This is a genomic window from Bacteroides sp. 4_1_36 (assembly GCF_003466325.1).
GTDB classification, from domain to species: domain Bacteria; phylum Bacteroidota; class Bacteroidia; order Bacteroidales; family Bacteroidaceae; genus Bacteroides; species Bacteroides uniformis.
This window is the reverse complement of record NZ_QSOX01000002.1, coordinates 45,640-64,324: the sequence shown is the minus strand read 5'-3', so window position 1 is coordinate 64,324 and position 18,685 is coordinate 45,640. Positions and strand designations below refer to the sequence as shown.

The 18,685-nt window shown below is 47.2% G+C and carries 16 protein-coding genes; 15 read left to right on the top strand and 1 reads right to left on the bottom strand.

Translation table 11 applies throughout. The features are described 5' to 3' along the window. Nucleotides 1-75: 75 nt before the first annotated feature. From DXD65_RS03085 to DXD65_RS03025, 13 genes are all read left to right on the top strand, one after another. Nucleotides 76-699, top strand: a complete 624-nt coding sequence (locus DXD65_RS03085) for a phosphoribosylanthranilate isomerase (RefSeq protein ID WP_057280998.1) — start codon at nucleotides 76-78, stop codon at nucleotides 697-699. Nucleotides 700-867: 168 nt separating this feature from the next. Further along, on the top strand, nucleotides 868-1,647 hold the full coding sequence (gene trpA, locus DXD65_RS03080; RefSeq protein ID WP_008664364.1) for a tryptophan synthase subunit alpha: 780 nt from the start codon (nucleotides 868-870) through the stop codon (nucleotides 1,645-1,647). A gap of 141 nt (nucleotides 1,648-1,788) precedes the next feature. After that, complete coding sequence (ansA, locus tag DXD65_RS03075; protein WP_005827512.1) at nucleotides 1,789-2,829, top strand: asparaginase; 1,041 nt, start codon at nucleotides 1,789-1,791, stop codon at nucleotides 2,827-2,829. 180 nt (nucleotides 2,830-3,009) lie between these two features. Beyond that, nucleotides 3,010-5,292 carry an LruC domain-containing protein gene (locus DXD65_RS03070; protein WP_035448692.1) on the top strand — a complete coding sequence of 761 codons (2,283 nt, stop codon included), beginning with the start codon at nucleotides 3,010-3,012 and terminating at the stop codon, nucleotides 5,290-5,292. Nucleotides 5,293-5,317: 25 nt separating this feature from the next. Next, the gene (locus tag DXD65_RS03065) at nucleotides 5,318-5,677 is read left to right on the top strand and encodes a PleD family two-component system response regulator (protein WP_005827508.1); all 360 of its coding nucleotides are present in this window, start codon (nucleotides 5,318-5,320) and stop codon (nucleotides 5,675-5,677) included. Between the two features lie 18 nt (nucleotides 5,678-5,695). Next, nucleotides 5,696-6,862, top strand: a complete 1,167-nt coding sequence (locus tag DXD65_RS21510; RefSeq protein WP_117887379.1) for a sugar transferase — start codon at nucleotides 5,696-5,698, stop codon at nucleotides 6,860-6,862. 34 nt (nucleotides 6,863-6,896) lie between these two features. Continuing rightward, entirely contained in the window at nucleotides 6,897-7,733 is an 837-nt protein-coding gene (locus DXD65_RS03055; RefSeq protein WP_034523448.1) for a TolC family protein, read from the top strand. Between the two features lie 7 nt (nucleotides 7,734-7,740). Continuing rightward, on the top strand, nucleotides 7,741-9,900 hold the full coding sequence (locus tag DXD65_RS03050; protein WP_117589616.1) for a GumC family protein: 2,160 nt from the start codon (nucleotides 7,741-7,743) through the stop codon (nucleotides 9,898-9,900). Next, nucleotides 9,901-11,358, top strand: coding sequence for an O-antigen ligase family protein (locus tag DXD65_RS03045; protein ID WP_117589617.1), 1,458 nt, complete (start codon nucleotides 9,901-9,903; stop codon nucleotides 11,356-11,358). 23 nt (nucleotides 11,359-11,381) lie between these two features. Further along, complete coding sequence (locus DXD65_RS03040; protein WP_057097866.1) at nucleotides 11,382-12,587, top strand: glycosyltransferase family 2 protein; 1,206 nt, start codon at nucleotides 11,382-11,384, stop codon at nucleotides 12,585-12,587. Beyond that, a complete protein-coding gene (locus DXD65_RS03035; protein ID WP_117589618.1) occupies nucleotides 12,584-13,705 on the top strand; it encodes a glycosyltransferase family 4 protein in 1,122 nt (373 codons plus the stop codon). The genes DXD65_RS03040 and DXD65_RS03035 overlap by 4 nt, the downstream gene beginning before the upstream one ends. Before the next feature lie 12 nt (nucleotides 13,706-13,717). Continuing rightward, complete coding sequence (locus DXD65_RS03030; RefSeq protein ID WP_005837330.1) at nucleotides 13,718-14,920, top strand: glycosyltransferase; 1,203 nt, start codon at nucleotides 13,718-13,720, stop codon at nucleotides 14,918-14,920. Next, a complete protein-coding gene (locus tag DXD65_RS03025; RefSeq protein WP_005837331.1) occupies nucleotides 14,917-15,870 on the top strand; it encodes a phosphoribosyltransferase in 954 nt (317 codons plus the stop codon). Before DXD65_RS03030 ends, DXD65_RS03025 begins: the two co-directional genes overlap by 4 nt. Here the strand turns inward: DXD65_RS03025 and DXD65_RS03020 are convergent. After that, nucleotides 15,850-16,863 carry an acyltransferase family protein gene (locus DXD65_RS03020; RefSeq protein ID WP_034523192.1) on the bottom strand — a complete coding sequence of 338 codons (1,014 nt, stop codon included), beginning with the start codon at nucleotides 16,861-16,863 and terminating at the stop codon, nucleotides 15,850-15,852. The two genes, DXD65_RS03025 and DXD65_RS03020, sit on opposite strands and share 21 nt — an antisense overlap. Before the next feature lie 234 nt (nucleotides 16,864-17,097). Here DXD65_RS03020 and DXD65_RS03015 point away from each other — a divergent pair, with 234 nt between their 5' ends. Together DXD65_RS03015 and DXD65_RS03010 are read left to right on the top strand one after the other, a co-directional pair. Further along, nucleotides 17,098-17,238, top strand: coding sequence for a hypothetical protein (locus tag DXD65_RS03015; RefSeq protein ID WP_227741051.1), 141 nt, complete (start codon nucleotides 17,098-17,100; stop codon nucleotides 17,236-17,238). Between the two features lie 342 nt (nucleotides 17,239-17,580). Continuing rightward, entirely contained in the window at nucleotides 17,581-18,516 is a 936-nt protein-coding gene (locus tag DXD65_RS03010; RefSeq protein WP_117589619.1) for a DUF4373 domain-containing protein, read from the top strand. The last annotated feature ends 169 nt before the right edge of the window (nucleotides 18,517-18,685 follow it).

Sequence of the window (18,685 nt, the reverse complement as noted above, 5' to 3'; positions counted from 1 at the left end):
AAGTTGATAATTGTAAATACAAAAGTCTCTCATACAGCGTTATATCGCGCAGCCAAATTGTAAATCGTAAATAAAATGTCTCCTCTCATCAAAGTATGCGGAATGACCGAAGCAGAAAACATCCGCAATGTAGAACTGCAAGGTGTAGATATGATTGGTTTCATCTTCTACCCCAAATCTCCCCGTTGTCTGTGCCAGATGCCCGGGTATCTGCCAGCCTGCGCCAAGCGCGTCGGCGTCTTTGTCAACGAAAGTAAGGAAAACATCCTAATGTATACCGACCGTTTCGGCCTTGACTACATCCAGCTGCATGGCCATGAAGCTCCCGAATACTGCCGTTCCCTGCGCAATGCAGGCCTGCACCTCATCAAGGCTTTCTCTATCTTGCTGCCCAAGGACCTGCTTGCCGTATCTGCCTACAATGGTCTGTGCGACTACTACCTCTTCGACACCAAGACCCCGCAGTACGGCGGTTCCGGCAACCAGTTCGACTGGAACCTCCTGCACCGCTACAACGGTCCCACCCCGTTCCTGCTTAGCGGTGGCATCAACCCCTACAGCGTAAAAGCCCTCCGGGAGTTTCGCCATCCCTATTTCGCAGGTATCGACATCAACAGCCGTTTCGAAACGGCACCGGGAATAAAGGATGTGGAACGCATCTCAAACTTCCTGAAAGAACTGAAGGGAGGTATGATTTGACGATTTACTATTTACTATTTGGCTGCGCAATATACGCCGCATGGCAAATTGTACATTGTACATGGTAAATAGTAAATAGTAAATTGTCAAATAGTAAATAGTACCATGCAGCGTTATTGCGCAGCCAAATAGTAAATAGTAAATTGTAAAATAGTAAATAAAAATAGTATGTTGAACCGCATTAACCAACTTTTCCAGGACAGCCCCAAGAATCTGCTGTCCATTTACTTTTGTGCAGGCTGTCCCAACCTCGACGGTACTGCCGACGTTATCCGTGCCCTCGAAAGAAACGGAGTCAGCATGATTGAAATCGGAATTCCGTTCAGTGACCCCATGGCCGACGGCATTGTCATTCAGAACGCCGCCACCCGCGCCCTGCACAACGGCATGTCCCTCCGCCTGCTTTTCGAACAATTGCGCGACATCCGTCGCGATGTCCGCATCCCCCTCATCCTTATGGGGTACCTCAATCCCATCATGCAGTTCGGCTTCGAAGCCTTCTGCCAGAAGTGCGTGGAATGCGGCATCGATGGCGTCATCATTCCCGACCTCCCTTTCCGCGATTACGAAGAGAGTTACAAAGCCATCGCCTCGAAGTATGACATCCGTGTCATCATGCTCATTACCCCCGAAACCAGCGAAGCCCGCGTCCGCGAAATAGACGCCCACACCGACGGCTTCATCTATCTGGTGTCCAGTGCCGCCACCACCGGTGCCCAGAAAGACTTCGACACCCGGAAGCAAGCCTACTTCAAGAAGATAGAGGATATGAACCTGCGCAATCCACGCATGGTAGGCTTCGGCATCAGCAACAAGCAGACATTCGATGCCGCTTGCGCCCACTCATCCGGTGCCATTATCGGCAGCCGCTTCGTCACGCTGCTCAACGAGAAGGAAGGAGATGCGGAAAAGGCTATCAGGCAGTTGAAGGAAGATTTGAAACAGTGAGCTTATTCAAATTTCATACAATATATTTTTCGCAATGAAAAAATAAAAGAGACAAAATCTGCAAAGACTTGTCTCTTTTATTTTCTCCCCATCTCATATTTCACTATCTTTGTGCCCGAAAAAAGCTCTAATACGAATATCATGAAAGTCGATTGCCCTTCCGTACTATTGATTTACACTGGCGGAACTATCGGAATGATAGAAAATCCCGAGACCGGTGCGCTTGAGAACTTCAACTTCGACCAACTGCTACAGCATGTTCCCGAACTGAAGCGCTTCAACTACCGCATCTCTTCCTATCAGTTCGACCCACCGATCGACTCTTCCGATATGGAGCCTTCCCTCTGGGCAAAGATTGTAAAAATCATCAACTACAACTACGACAATTTCGACGGTTTCGTCATCCTGCACGGTACCGATACGATGGCCTATACAGCCTCCGCCCTCAGCTTCATGCTCGAGAACCTTTCCAAGCCGGTCATCCTCACCGGTTCCCAGCTTCCCATCGGCACCCTGCGCACCGACGGGAAAGAGAACCTCATCACCGCCATTGAAATAGCCGCCGCCAAGCATCCGGACGGTACTCCTATCGTCCCCGAAGTGTGCATCTTCTTCGAGAACGAGCTGATGCGGGGCAACCGTACCACCAAAATCAATGCCGAGAATTTCAATGCTTTCCGCTCCTTCAACTATCCCGCACTGGCAAAGGCAGGCATCCATATCCGTTATAACGAGCACCTCATCCACCGTCCCGACCCGTCACGCCCCATGAAGCCGCACTACCTTTTCGACACCAATGTCGTAGTGCTCACCCTCTTTCCCGGCATCCAGGAAAGCATCATCAACTCCGTGCTTCATGTTCCCGGCCTGAAAGCTGTTGTCCTCAAGACCTTCGGTTCCGGCAATGCCCCCCAGAAAGAATGGTTCATCCGCCAGCTGAAAGAAGCCAGCGAACGTGGCATTGTCATCGTCAACATCACCCAATGCCAAAGTGGCGCCGTCGAGATGGGACGTTACGAAACCGGTCTGCAACTTCTCCAGGCAGGTGTCATCAGCGGCTATGACAGTACCCCCGAATGTGCCGTCACCAAACTCATGTTCCTCCTGGGACATGGACTGGACCAAGCCGAAATCCGCCACCGCATGAATTCCGACCTGGCAGGAGAAATCACCAAGATTTAGTAAAGCGGCAATACAGAGGGCATTTAGTAATATTGATAATTTTCAAGACAAACTTGCATTATCTATCCATACAAAATCGTTAAAAAGCGTTAACCAACACGCTTTTATCCCCCATTAATAAAGCTTATTAGTTTAAATAAACGTACTTTTGCTTACAATCAAGCAAAACAAATGTAAAATATGGGAGAAAATACCCTATACAAACGCTTTCTGCCGCTTGTTATTCTTACAGTAGGCATACTGCTGCAGGGTTGTAAAGACGATGTTTTTAACCCCGAAAAAGTGAAAGCAGCCTATCAGGATAGGTTTCCGGTCAAGAACATAGACCCGGCTATGGATTGGAAAATGACTCAGCAGGTCCGGGTCAATGTTTCTGTATCCGAAGATACCGGCATCGACTACACCATACGTATTTACGACAAGAACCCCTTAATCAGCCGGTCATCTGCCAAACTGCTGGCAGAAGGCACCGCCAATAATACAACAGTATTTACTACCGTCATGGACTGCCCTTCTGTGCTGACGAGCGCTTTTGTGTGCCGCACCGATGCACACAGCCGCAACATAGTAAAATACGTATCCATCCAAAACGGTCAGCTCCATGCCGCTTTCGGCAGTTCCCCTGCAACTACACGTGCCGCATGGACACGCAGTGTCAGCATCGAGACCTATTCACCGGAAAAGTCTGAGGCGGAAATCACCGCAATGCTATCAAGTGCCGAAGAAATAAGGCCGAATACCGATTTTCAAAACGGAAAAGCCTACAAAATCTCCAAAGACAATATATATAGGAATAAAATCAGCAAGGACGGCATGGGAAGTGACAATCCGGCCATCATCATCATTGAAGGCAGCTGGGAACCCAATGGAAACAACATGACCGTTGAACGAGGCTTCGAATTCTATGTGATTGACGGAGGGGAAATCGTGATACCGGACGAGCACACCTTCACTTTAGTGCAATCCAGCCGGTTTATCGTCTACGCGGGTGGAACCATCAAAGGGAACGACATCGAATTGACCAATGCATCCGGAGGCAGCTACAACTACAATGCCGGCACTATGGAAATAGACGATTTCCATGTCAGCCAGGGAGGAGCATTCTATAATTGCGGTACCGTGCGTGTCGATGAAATGAATTTCGACAGCGGATGCAAATTCATCAACCAGGGCAAAGCCTATATCGGGAAAACCGACAGCAACATCACTATAGACAACGGATGCTATCTATATGCGGAAGAATTTGTAGGCACACTGAACATGGGAGACACCTCTTCTGCAGAGATAGAGGATTTCGGGGACCATAGCAACAATTACAACACCCAAATCACGATGGGTGACAACTCCATGATAACCGTACTTGATGAAGCAGAATTGTCACAAGCACAATTTATGGGTCCAAACAATGAATATGCACTGGTAAAAATCAATAAAATTGAAGATATAGGGAATTTCTCCAGCCAGGGAAACATTCATTATGAAGTGAAAGAAATTGACGATGATATCACCGAGGACATCTGGTGGGAAGCCAAATTCCTTGATGCTATCAAGAACACCGAAGGAACCATATCCAAATGGGGAGAATCCCCCATCACCATTCCTGCCGGAGACTGTACGGGCGAAGGCAATACTCCGGACGAGTCCGGCTCAGAAACCCCTACAGACCCGGTCTCCTATACGTACGTATTCGAAGACAACTTCCCGTTGGTAGGCGACTATGACTTCAACGACGTGGTCTTGGACGTGGAGACCTACTATCACCGCGAGAAAAAGACGAACCACATCAAGCGCATACAGCTCGACGTGACCCTTGCTGCAGCAGGAGCAAGCAAGCCGTTGGGCGTAGGGCTCCGGATTACCGGAATCAATAAATCCGATATCCGGGAAGTCAAGACCGGAGGCGACGATTCGCGTTTCCAGGAGTCATTCAACAGCTCGTACAACAAATTCAGGTATAACAACGTTACTTACATGGAAGATTCCGATCCGAGTGTCGTAATCCCCATCGCAGGCGAGGTGCACAATGTATTCGGAGTTGAACCGGGTGAGATGGTAAATACCGGCATTGGAGTAACCGCCAAAAAGTACACTTATGAAGTCATTATTGAACTGGCAGACCAAACCCGGACAGAGCCCCCATTCTCAAAAGACAATCTGGACTTCTTCATCTGTTATCAATATAAAAGCATGGAACAACGCATGGAAGTCCATCTTTACGAATTTTGGGGATATGGCGCCACTGCCGCCGGAACCATACAGCAAGAGAATCTTGACTTGGCAGGCAACAACACGTGGGCAATCTGCGTGCCGTATGGCTTCCGCTATCCCAAAGAAACAATCAATGTGTCACGTACTGATATCCCCGAGGCAAGCGCATATCCGGAATTCATCTATTGGGCCCAAGACAGAACCCAGTATACGGAATGGTACGAACACCCGGTAGAAGAAAATGTATATAGATAAATATAGCAAACAATTATCATAAACAATGAAACAAATATTATTTGTAGATGACAAACCTGCCATAGGCAAGGTACTCTCGGTCTATTTAGGGAAAGAGAATGAGCTGGTTTATTTCGAAGATCCCGTCAGGGCCATAGAATGGCTGAATGAGGGGAACGAACCCGCTCTCATCATTTCGGACATACGCATGCCCAAGATGACCGGCAGTGAATTCCTGGCATATCTGAAAAGCAATTCACTTTTCAAGGACATTCCGGTTGTGATGCTTTCCAGTGAAGAAAGTACCACCGAGCGCATCAACCTGCTCGAAGCCGGAGCCGAGGATTTCATACTGAAACCTTTCAATCCTATGGAGCTGAAGGCCCGTATCAAGAAATTTCTCTAAACGACAAAATCAATGGATATGTTATATTATATCTACATAGGTAGCAACCGCGTCACCATCGACCACTTGAGCAAAATTACGGGAGGCATGTTCATGGCTGTTTCATCCTGCAACAAAGCGGCGAAAGTCATCGACGGTATCCGCGAACGATATAACACATCTATCCTTTACGAACAAAGCGACCCTCAAAAAGACTGTGAAAACATCACTTTCCTGCACAAGCGTTTCCCACGCGTCTACATCATCCTTGTCACCGAGGAGCTGCAGAAGGAAAACCGCAAGCTCTATCTGCAGGCAGGTGTCAATAACACCCTCTCCCCTACGACCCATGAGGGGAATCTGCAACAAATGACAAAATTCCTCCAACTGCGCAAGGAGCATAAGTTGCAGGAATTCAGCCAGTCACACCGTAAGATATTCAACACCTTCCACCTGCCTATGTGGAAGCGTATCTTCGACATCCTTTTTGCCGTTGCCGTACTGATTGTGCTGTCTCCCATACTCATCGCGACAGCCATAGCCATCCGCGTGGAAAGCAAGGGAAGAGTGATTTACAAGTCCCAGCGTGTGGGCAGCAACTACCAGATATTCAACTTCCTGAAGTTCCGCTCCATGTACACCAATGCCGACAAGCGCCTGAAAGAGCTGAACGCCCTCAACCAATATAAGATAGAAGAAGAGCTTACGGACGAGCAGCCCGATATCCGCTTCGACGACCTGACCGGCACTTCCGAAGAGGAGGCTACCCTGCTGATTTCGGACGATTTTGTCATCTCCGAAGAAGATTTCCTTAAAAAGAAGGCCCAAGAAAAACAGAATACGTTCGTCAAGATAGAGAACGATCCCCGCGTCACCCGCGTAGGCCGTTTCATCCGCAAGTACAGCATTGACGAACTGCCGCAGCTGTTCAACGTCCTCAAAGGAGACATGAGCATCGTGGGCAACCGCCCGCTCCCCCTCTACGAGGCCGAGCTGCTGACCAGCGACGCATATATCGAGCGCTTCATGGCCCCCGCCGGACTGACGGGACTGTGGCAAGTGGAGAAACGAGGCGGTGCCGGGAAGATGTCGGCCGAAGAGCGCAAGCAACTGGACATTAAGTACGCCAAAGAATTTTCATTCTGGCTGGACATGAAGATACTGTGCAAGACGCTGACGGCGTTTGTGCAGAAAGAGAATGTATAAAAATAAAGATAACAGGAATTATATGGCTTTAGAGATGATAAAAAGATATATCACGTCCATCATTTACAGTGTAATCCTCTTAGGATTGTTGGGGGTACCTTTGTCTGTGGCTGCGCAGCAGGAGTTGACACGGGAGGAGCGCATCAAGATATTGGAGCAACTCAAGATGGAGGACAAGAAAATAGAAGTCAACACATTGGGTTTAATCAGTCCGAAGACATCAATAGATATTGAGAAGTTAGAGTTGCCCCCTCTATCTGTCTTTCTTGATGCAGTGACAGAAAATGCATTAGTAAAAAAAGCGCAATCCCAAGTAGAGCAAGTCAAGAACCAATATAGATTAGAAAAGCGGAACTGGTGGAACTACTTCAGACTGAACGGTAACTATTCCTACGGACGCTATAATATTATAGGCAATGCCAGTGACGAGTTCACCCCTATGTACCAGACAACGATGTCAAGTGCCCAGCACAACTTCAATGTCGGGGCCAGCGTCGGTATCACTTTAGGAGACTTGTTCAACCGACCGCTGAAACTGAAAGACTACCGCTATCAGATAGAACAATTGCAATATATGCAAGAAGATGTCATGGAAGAACGGAGACTAAAGGTATTGGAAGCCTACAATGCAGTTACCGAACAATTAGCCACTATAAAAGCCAAAGCAGAAACGGCCGCCTTGTATAACGCACAGATGAAAATCTCAGAAAACAACTTCATACAAGGAACCGTTGACATCATTTCACTCTCTTTGGAACGTGCGCGCCGCACTGGTGCCGTGACCACGTATGAACAGAGTCGTGTAGCTTTACACAATTCTATCGTATTACTGGAGATGCTGACTAATGTAAAAGTTATATCAGACAAATAAACCGATTATGAATATAGTACAATTTTTGGCAAGCTTCTTTTACCGCATCCGTTATTGGTTATTGTGGGGAAGCCTCCTTGTTACGGCATTGGTCATATACTTTACACAGTTTCTGCCATACAGTTATACGGTAAACAGCAGTCTATATGCAGGTGTAACCAACAGCACCAATCTGGACGGAAGCCAGCTTATCAATATCAACAGTACCTTCGACAATATCATCAATATAGGCAAGTCCAAGAACACTTTGGCAAAGGTTTCGGTACGTCTGCTTGCAACCAGCCTCGTATACGGTGATGAGTGGAAAGACAACATGTACATTCAAGCCAAACATTATAGGCAGCTCGTCCAAATCCTTCCTAAAGAAGTGCTGGCTTTGGTAGACCGTTCCTCTTTGGATAAAACTACAAATAATCTGATGAATTACCGGAAAGAGAACAGCAGTAATTTTGTCTATTCCATATTCAACCGTCCCTACCCTTATTACAGTTATAGCGCATTAAACACAATCACCATTAAACGACTGGGTACCAGCGACCTGATAGAATTGGTATATACCTCCTCCGATCCCGGTATTACGCAAAACACCCTCAAGATATTGGAAGATGAACTGTTAAAGGCTTATGAGCAACTCCGGTTCAGTGCCACGAACAGTGCTATCGCCTATTTTGAAGAGCAAGTGCGCATAGCCAAAAAAGCACTTACTGCAGAAGAAGATGATTTGACAGACTATAGTGTTCAGAAACAAGTCATCAACTACAATGAACAATCCAAAGCATTGGCTCTGACTAAATATGGTACTGATGATCGCATGGAAGAAGTCCAGCGAATCTATGGAAGTGCGGTCGCCTTGCGCCAGATGTTAGAGAATAAAATGGATATACGTGCCAAGATTATACGCACAAATACTAATTTGTTGCAAGAGCTGGAAAAAGTCAGTACCCTGAATCAAAGCATTCTCGAACAGGAAATTTTCACCACAGAACAAAGTCAGCAGAACAGTAGTAAACTTCAAAAAGAAAAAGAAGCCCTGCAAAAGGCAGAAGAAAAGATAAGCCATCTCTCCGATAATTTGAATGAGTACAGTTTTTCCAAAGAAGGTGTAGGCATTCAGGATATGGTGACAGAATGGCTGACGGCATGCATCAATGAGGCAAAAGCCAAAGCTGAAGTGAAAGTATTGGTTGACCGCCAGCGTGAAATTGTCGACCAATACCGGGATTTTTCACCCGTAGGCACCCAAATCAAGCGGAAAGAGCGTGCCGTGGGCATTGCCGAAGACAATTACCGCCGACAGATAGCAGGCCTTGCCGAAGCACACCTCCGCTTACAGAACATCAAGATGACGACAGCCAACCTGCAAGTCATAGCATCACCCGAGTATCCGCTGACAGACAATGGCAGAAAAAGGCTTATCTACATCCTTGCCGCATTCTTCGGCAGTTTAATATTCATAAGCGGCTACTTCCTGCTGATTGAATTGTTAGACCGCACTCTCCGCGATCCGGACCGCAGCAAACGTCTGTCCGGACTCTCTGTCATTGCAGCATTCAATGGTATAAGCAACTTGAAGTATCGTGGATTCCTCAAGGCTTGCAACCGGCTTGCCGCTGCCTACAGTTGCCGGCAATTGAACAACTACCTGCATCCGGACCGTCCTACTGTCATAAACCTGCTCAGCATGGAGAAACGTGAAGGAAAATCATTCCTTGCCAAATATTTCATTGATTATTGGGAAACTGAGGGTATGAAAGTGCGCCTTGTAAAATACGACCACGATTTCGATACCCAAAACAAGGGATATGTACAAGCTCAAGAATTGTCTGACTTCTGGGTTCTGAATGAAGCAGAAGAAATACCGGACATCATTTTAGTGGAATATCCTGCTGTCAGTACCGCAACTCTACCTATGCCGGTATTGAAAAAGGCAGATTTCAATTTGCTGATAGCCAACGCCGCCCGATTGTGGGGCAGAGATGACGACACCCGATTGAAACCGTTAAAGGAAGAATTGGAAGGAACTCCTCTATTTATGTATCTCAACAATGCAGACCGCGAAGTGGTTGAAAGCTTCACCGGAGAATTGCCTCCTCATACTCCGGTCCACAGTTTCTTCAGCCGGTTGGCACAATTAGGGTTAACATCCAAATCTGCTGCTGTAAAGTAAATGCAAATGGGTATTAAAGGACATAGTATATCTCCCTTCGTAGCAACACTGTCAGTGTTCATCATAGGGTTGGCTGTAATCACCTACAGCCTACTCTCCGGTGCATGGTATATCTTTGCCTCCATTTGCTTTTTCCCTTTCTTACTGATAATGGCAATACAAGCATTAAAAAATCCTTTTGTCGGTGTATGTCTCCTATTCACATTCAATTACTTTTTCATTCCCTGGTACAGATACACGCAGGGCAGTGGGTTGAGTGTCTGGTATGATGTCGCAACCGTCACCCTGCTTGTGACGCTCCTGATATATTCCTATCACCAACAAGGTAAGATTGCATGGAAATACGCCAAAAACATTCTGACGTTCGGAGGTTGTATATGGGCCATATATACTGCGGCAGAAATATTGAATCCAACAGCACTCACTGAAGCTTGGGTTTACTCCCGTGGAACCATATACAATACTCTTGTCGTATCATTGATTAGTGTTTTAACAATGACCTCCTACAAGCGGTTGCGAGTCATTATGCTTCTTTTGTCCATATTCACACTGACAGCCGTGGCAAAAGCCATTTACCAGAAATATGCAGGTTTTGATGAGACAGAAACAACCATGCTGATTGAAACGGAAATGTACAAGACACACCTTCTATCCGATGTCACCCGCTATTTTTCCTTTTTCACAGATGCCGGAAATTTCGGCTCCAACATGGGGTTTGCCACCATTCTGTTCGGTATTTCCGCCATCTTCATGAAAAAACGCTCCATCAGAATCTATTATGCGATTATTGCCATGTGTGCCATATATGCCTTGTTCATTTCCGGCACCCGCGGTGCATTGTTTGTCCCCATCGGAGGAATCATATTGTTAACTTTTCTCAGCAAAAACATCAAACTTATGGGAGCTACAGTCTTCTTCGGATTGTTTTTTTATGTTTTTTTCGCCCATACCTATATCGGTGAAAGCAACACTTCCATCAGGCGTATGCGTACAGCTTTCAGACCGACAGAAGATGCCTCATACATTGTCCGCAAAGAAAATCAAAAAAAATTGGCTGAATATCTAAAATACAAACCTTTCGGAGAAGGACTCGGCTTGGGAGGAGTAGAAGCCAGAAAATATGGTTCCCGTCTCACAACACTCATTCCCCATGATTCTTTTTATGTCAAGACATGGATGGAAACCGGTATTGTAGGATTAGTGCTTTTTCTTATCATATATGTCAGTGCATTGTTAAGAGGTTGCTATCTTATCATGTTTCGAATCAAGAATAACGAATTACGCGGAATACTCACAGCCATTGCATGCGGTATCTTCGGAATGATGATAAGTGCCTATGGAAATGCTTTCTTCGGGCAATTCCCTACAGGATTTATAATCATTTTATTTTTGTCAGTCCTGATTAACGGGGAGCATATCGACCAACTGCTGACAGAAAAACTGAGAACAAAAAAATAGAAAATATTAAATAGAAAACATATATGAACGACATTTTTTCCATATTCAATCCCGACTGGTGGATGGACGAGAACAACAATGCCTTGCAAATGACGGACGCGGTTCTTTTCTTATTGCTGGCCATCCCCGTAGCCTACTTGTTTATCTATGCATTGGCCTCCTTGCGGAAATACAAGAATCCCTATCCACCGTCCCCCAAGCGACATCGGTTCCTGGTCCTCTTTGTTGTGCTGAAAAACGGCAAGGAAGTGATAGAGTCCATCAATCATTTCCTTGACACGCAGACGTATCCGAAAGAAAAATACGACATCGCAGTGGCTGCCACACAACTGTCCGAAGAAGATTTGGTTACGCTGCTCCAGATGCCGGTCAACATTGTCGTGCCCGATAAAGAGCATTGCACAAAGATATATGCCATACAGCAGGTCATGGAGCGCTATTCTCCTCATGAGTACGATGCCATCACCATATTCAATTCTGACAACAAAATCGTCCCCAACGCATTAGAACTTTTCAACAATGCCTACTACTCCGGCTGCGATGCCATCCAAGCCCACCGCATGACGGAAAACCTGAATACCAACATCGCCGTATTAAACGCCACCAGCGAAGAAATCAACAACCACCTCTTCCGCAAGGCACATACGGCACTGGGATTCTCCTCTGCCCTCATCGGTTCGGGCATGATGTTTGATTTTGAGATGTTCCAGGAAATCGCTCCCAGGTTATCAGGAAGCGATTTGGCCAAAGCTGCAGAAATGGAACTCCTGAAGGAAAACATATATACCGAATACATGGAGGAAATAGTCTGCTATTGCAAAAAGACGGACGATACATCGGGGTACAGCAAAGAACGCCAGCGCTGGTTGGGCTCACAGTATCGCAGCTCCATACTGGCATTGCAACAATTTCCGATAGCATTCTTACAAGGAAAGTGGGATTTATGCGAAAAATTATTCCAATGGCTACTTCCATCCCGTTTCCTGCTCATCTTATATATCACGATATGTGCCGTAGCAATGACGTTTCTGGAGTGGCCGCTTGCTACAAAATGGTATGCACTTTTAGCCGTTTTATTCATCACTTTTTTGATGGCCATGCCCGAAGGGGAAATCAGCCGCAAATTCCGGAGCGCTTTCTGGTCTCTGCCCATATTGGTAGTCACCTCTTCCATGAGCCACATCACAAGAATCTTTAAACGGAAAAAGAAAAGAAAGGCAGCAAAATGAGAATCGCCATCGAAGCCCAACGCATTTTCCGCAAAGACAAGCATGGCATGGACTTTGTCATCCTGGAGACACTGAAAGAACTGCAAAAGCGGAAAGACGGTAATGAATATTACGTATTCGTTGCTCCGGGGGAGGACTGGTGCCTGGAAGAATCGGAAAACCTCCATATCATTGAGCTTCGCTGCCCTACTTATCCTTTGTGGGAGCAGATAGCATTGCCCCAGGCCGTCAGGAAGCTGAAAGCGGACTTGCTGCATTGTACATCGAATACAGCCCCGTTATGGTGTCCCGTCCCTTTGGTGCTGACGCTTCATGACATTATCTATTTGGAGCCGCGTCAGCATCGCAGTCCTTCCTTCTATCAGGAAATGGGATGGCATTACCGTCGCCTGATTGTTCCCCGCATCCTGAAGAAAGCAAGAAATATTATTACAGTTTCTCAGTTCGAGTGTACCCGCATACGCGAAGCGCTGCAACTTCCCAAAGAAGTCATTAAAGCCGTTTACAACGGCTACAGCGCTTACTTTACGATGCAGGAAACACCCGATGAGAGTATTGTGCAGAAATACATACCGCACCCGGACTTTCTTTTCTTTCTTGGAAATACAGACCCCAAAAAGAATGCGGCACGTACCCTGAAAGCATACGCGTTGTATCTGAAAGCATCCCAAACGAAACGCCCCCTTCTCATTGCCGATTTGAAAGAAGAATATATCGACCAGCTTCTTCAGCAAGAAGGAATCACCGGGATAAAAGAACATCTGTATTATCCGGGATATATCGGCAACAAAGATTTAGCAACCCTTTATAATGCGGCATTTGCATTTCTCTATCCTTCCCTGCGTGAAAGTTTCGGGATTCCGATACTGGAGGCTATGGCTTGCGGCACTCCCGTAGTGACGGGCAACGTTTCGGCAATGCCCGAAGTAGCCGGTAAAGGTGCCATTTTAGTCAACCCTCAAGAACCGCAAAAAATAGCAGATGCCTTGCTACGCCTGGAGAATGATGCGACACTCTATCAGCAACAAGTAAATTACAGTCTGGAACGTGTAAAACTGTTCTCCTGGAGACACACTGCGCAAGAGTATGTAAATATATATCAAAGTATTCATGATTAACCGGCAAGAATTATGAGAGACTTCATCATCACCAGCCTGCAAACATGGGACATCGAGATAGGCAGTACCATCAAGAATACGGCATTGGAAATTTCAAAGCAGAACCGGGTGCTCTACATCAACACTCCGATGGACATTTCCATCCGGCTGAGAGGGAACAGACAATCTCCGTCCTACATCCGGCGCATGGCTGTCATCAAGGGAGAGACTTCACCGCTCCGGCAAATCAACGCCAACATGTGGGTGCTGGACTGTCCTTTCATGTTATTTTCGGCCAACTTCCTGCCTGCACCGCTTTTCAATATCGTCAACAGAAAAAACAATGCCCGTATAGCCCGATGGATTGTAGAGCAGGCTGCCGCGCTCGGTTTCAAGAATTACATCCACCTCATCGATACGGACATTTACCGCAGCCGCTATCTGAAGGAGTACATCCATCCGGCTATCAGCATCTATTACCGGCGCGACTACGTCATAGGCGAAGCTTACTGGCGCAGGCACGGCACCCGTCTTGAACCGGAACTGGCTGCTTCGGCCGACCTTGTTCTGGCAAACTCCACCCGTTTTGCCGCAGAGCTGCAAGCCTACAACCCTCATACCTACCCCATCGAAACCGGAGTAAACCTGACGCTATACAACCCCGCCAAAGAGTACGGAACGCCCGATGATGTACAAAATATTCCACATCCTATCATCGGATATATGGGTACGATAAACAGTACCCGCCTTGACGGAGAACTGCTCTATCAGATAATAAGTCAGCGTCCCGATTATAGTTTTGTGTTCACCGGACCGGAAGACGACGGTTTTCGCCAACACCGAATCCACAGCTTGAAAAATGCGTATTTCACCGGGCAAAAAAAAGTGGACGAGTTGCCCGCTTACATCACAGCCTACGATGTCTGCATCAATCCGCAAATGGTGAACGACATTACCGACGGTAACTATCCATTGAAAATAGACGAATATCTGGCTATGGGTAAACCCACTGTCGCAACCAGTACCCACACCATGCGCCACATATTCGCAGACCACACGCACCTGGCCACCAACCCGGAAGAATGGCTTTCGGCCATAGACCGTGCTGTGACCGAAGCTGACGACAAAGAGCTCGCCAAACAGCGCATAGCCTTTGCCGAGACCCACAGCTGGGGACACAGTGTAAAGAAAATATACGGCATAATCGATAATTTTTTGAAGGAGAAAGCTACATGAACTATCGTAACATAGACGACCTGAACCATTGCATCCTGCAACATCTCAGCATTCTGCCACGGGATTTCGACCTCATTGTCGGCGTGCCCCGCAGTGGCATGTTTCCCGCCAACCTGCTGGCGCTCTACCTGAACCTGCCGGTCACGGACATAGACTCTTTCCGCAACGGGCATATCTATCAGACCGGAGAACGGGGGAAAACTTTCAACATGAACAATATACATAATGTATTGGTTGTGGATGATAGCATAGCCACGGGAGATGCCATGAAGAAATGCCGCGAATTTCTGAAGGACATAGAACATTTATACAACGTCAAATATTGTGTCATTTATGCAGTTCCACTACAAATCAATTCCGTAGACTACTTTTTTGAAATAGTCGATTATCCCCGTTTCTTCCAGTGGAACATCATGAACCACTCTATCCTGCAAAAAACGTGTATGGACATTGACGGCGTGCTTTGCGCAGACCCCACTCCGGAAGAGAACGACGACGGCGAGAAATACCGTCATTTCCTGCTGAACGCTCCTCCGCTATTCATTCCCAAAGTCACCATCGGCACGCTGGTCACTTCACGCTTGGAGAAATACCGCCCGGAAACGGAAGCCTGGCTCCAGAAGAACCATGTAAAATGCAATAAGCTCGTCATGCTGGACCTGCCGGACATGGCTGCACGCCAACGCGCCAACTGCCATGCCTCCTTCAAAGCCCAGGAATACGGTTCATCCACCGACTACATGCTGTTTGTGGAAAGTTCCATGCCGCAGGCCATAGAAATCAACCGCCTGACCAAGAAACCGGTACTCTGTACGGAAACGTTCCAGATGATTTATGAATCCAAATCGCTGTACTACAACCTGAAGTCGGGAGAAACATTCCCGTGGCTGCGGCGTTTCCTGATAAGGGTGCGCAACAGACTGAGAACGTCATTTCCTTCCCAAAAATAGCATCCGCAACATCCCGGAGCGGTCAAGCAGCTTGTCTACTAATACCGGCCCGATTGTCGCAATAAAAGTTGCAGACAGCAAGATGGGGACAATCGCATCAATCCCCATCATTTTCAGTATAATCCGCCCGCCGGAAGTACCGAAACCATGAAAAAGATAAATACTGTACGCATAACTGCCTATCCAGACAAAAAAACGGTTGTGCCACTTCGATGCCAGCAGCAGGAACAAGGCAGGAATCAACGTCACGGGATAAAGCAGCATGCTCAAAGAGGCGCATTTGCCGGGATAGAACCACACTGTCTGTATCAGGGCAATCCCGCATAGCGCCACTGCAAGCATGACGTGCCTGACAGCCGGACGACTGTAGAGCGGCACAGCAAAACGGCAGGAAGCCACGCCGACAAAGAAATAGGGCAATTGCCCCAAGGCACCCTTGAAACTGAACAGGTCGGGCACCTCATGCAGAATCCACACATCATTTATCCTACTGAGAATCAGCGCCGCCATGCAACAAACAGCCCACTTGCCCGGAGTGTCCATCCACTTCCGGCTGTCCATCCACCATTGCACTACAAAAATCAGGAACAACGACGGCAGATACCAATATATGGTATAAGGGAATACATAAATGCGCCACATCTGGCTAAGCTCCCCTTTATTATTGGTGCCCGGCATCAGATACTGTACCAGAAAATACAACGTGCCCACCGCCGCCATCGGCACCAGCAGACGCAAAGCTTTCTTCCGGACGAAACTTCCAAAACCGGAAGATGCGGAGAAAGGCTTCAACGCATAAGCCCAGCCGGCAATAGCCGTAAACAGAGGCATCTGAATATAATCTATCCACACATAAAGATAGCGCAACGGATGTGGAAAATCAATCTTCATGCCCCCACCAGGCCCGGAACCGACGACATGCCCCACCACAACCAACAAGATAGCGATGCCACGCAAAGTTTCAACAGACAAGTTTTTTTCCGCATTTGCCATATTGCAAATATACGGAATTTTTCTGTAACCGGTCTCACTATTTTCTTCTTTATTCCTGCATTGACACACTTTTAAAATTGTAAAAATACATCTCCTTCCGGGTAAAATCCGTATCTTTGCCGTGTTTTTCTTAAAAACGTACAATGAGTAAAAAAAGTAAGCCTGACCCTCCATAGCGAGGGCCAAACCGCAGTAAGCATCGAAAAGAATACTGCACACAGTAGAAATCCATTATTGGATAAGTTGGAAATCATTGCAGAGGCAATTGGCGGCTTGCTGGAAGGGAAATCGTCTTTCTCCCAAAGCGAACTGCGCAGTCTGGCCCACATACGGCAGATGACACGCATGCACAAAACAAAGTCCGGAGAACAATAGCTACTGTGAGTCGAATGTTTACGAATGTAACAAGTAGAAGACCGCCTGAAGAGAGGGCTCCACCGACTACTTTCCGTAAAAAAACACATATTTCTCCATTGTATGCCTAAGCACCCGAAAAAAGACGGGAGCACGCTCAGAACATCTTCTGAGGCCGATGAAATACTGCCAACCCTACAAAAGTCCATTTGCAGGCTTGTTCTGTTATACGTAACTTTGCAGCATATTTTAAAAGATATGACCGCTGCACAGTCTCTCCCTTACACATCACTATGAAGCCCTTCTATCCTTTCAGAATATAAGATAACTATCAGGAAATAGAAAACTAATACACGAAAAAAAATGATTTGGTTCAAACACCCCAACGATTTGCCTAATGACAAAAGACTCGCCTCACTCATCGATAATGAAGGATGCAGGGGCTATGGTATGTATCTGCGCATCATCGAGATGCTCTGCGCACAGCCCGACAGGAAACTCAGTTTCAGTCAACTGAATATTATTTCAAGAAAAGGGTTCTCCAGAAAATACATGGAGAAAATTATCTGGGAATACAAACTTTTCACTATCCACGAAGAAGAATTTGAATCTGCCATCAACTTCAACAATATGGAAAGAGGAAATCATTCGCAAAACAATTTGAAAACTCCGGAGAAAACGGAGGATGCGAAAAACGGTGATAACCCACTGAACAACAGCGGAAGTAGAAGCAAAACCGGCCTCGCGCGCGTAAGAGAAGAACAGAATAGAGAAGAACAGATGAAAAGAAAAGACGACGATGTCGTCCCAAAGAACGGCGGCGGCGTCACTCCCTACCAGAGCTGGAGGAAGCAAGTGGATGGCTTGTCGAAAAACCAACTGTTCCGTGAAATGGTCTGCATGAGAAGCGGCTACAGTGTCCTGCTGAACAAGCATTTTGATACGGCACTGGAAGAATTCAAGAAACACATCGTACTCCTCGGAAAAGAGGAGAAGATGAACAGCCAGGAAGAAGTGCGAAGCTACTTCACGTTCTACACCCAAGCCGGCCAGCGCACCTCGCAGGAACTGCATATGCTGTTGCAGGGCCTCGAAAAGCAGCAGTCCGCCGCCGCACCTCCCGACCCCTACCGCTACGAGCAGCTTGTGGACGGACGGCGCACCTACCTGGGCTGCCCCATCCCCGACGGAGCGCCACCCCGACCGGACAATACCGCCTTCTGGAACGAAACTGCCCGTTCGTGGACGTCGCAAACCCCGCCGCCTTCATCGAAAAAGCCGAAACAGAAACCCGGCTGAAACGCCACACTCCGGCATCCGGAATGCCACACCCCAGCGTTCCGAATGCCACATGTCAACGTTCCGAATGCCACACCTCAGCACGTCCCAAGTGTGGCATTCCACCCCGTGAAGTGTGGCATTCCACCCCGCGAAGTGTGGCATATGTTCTTTTGTTCTTATGTCAAAC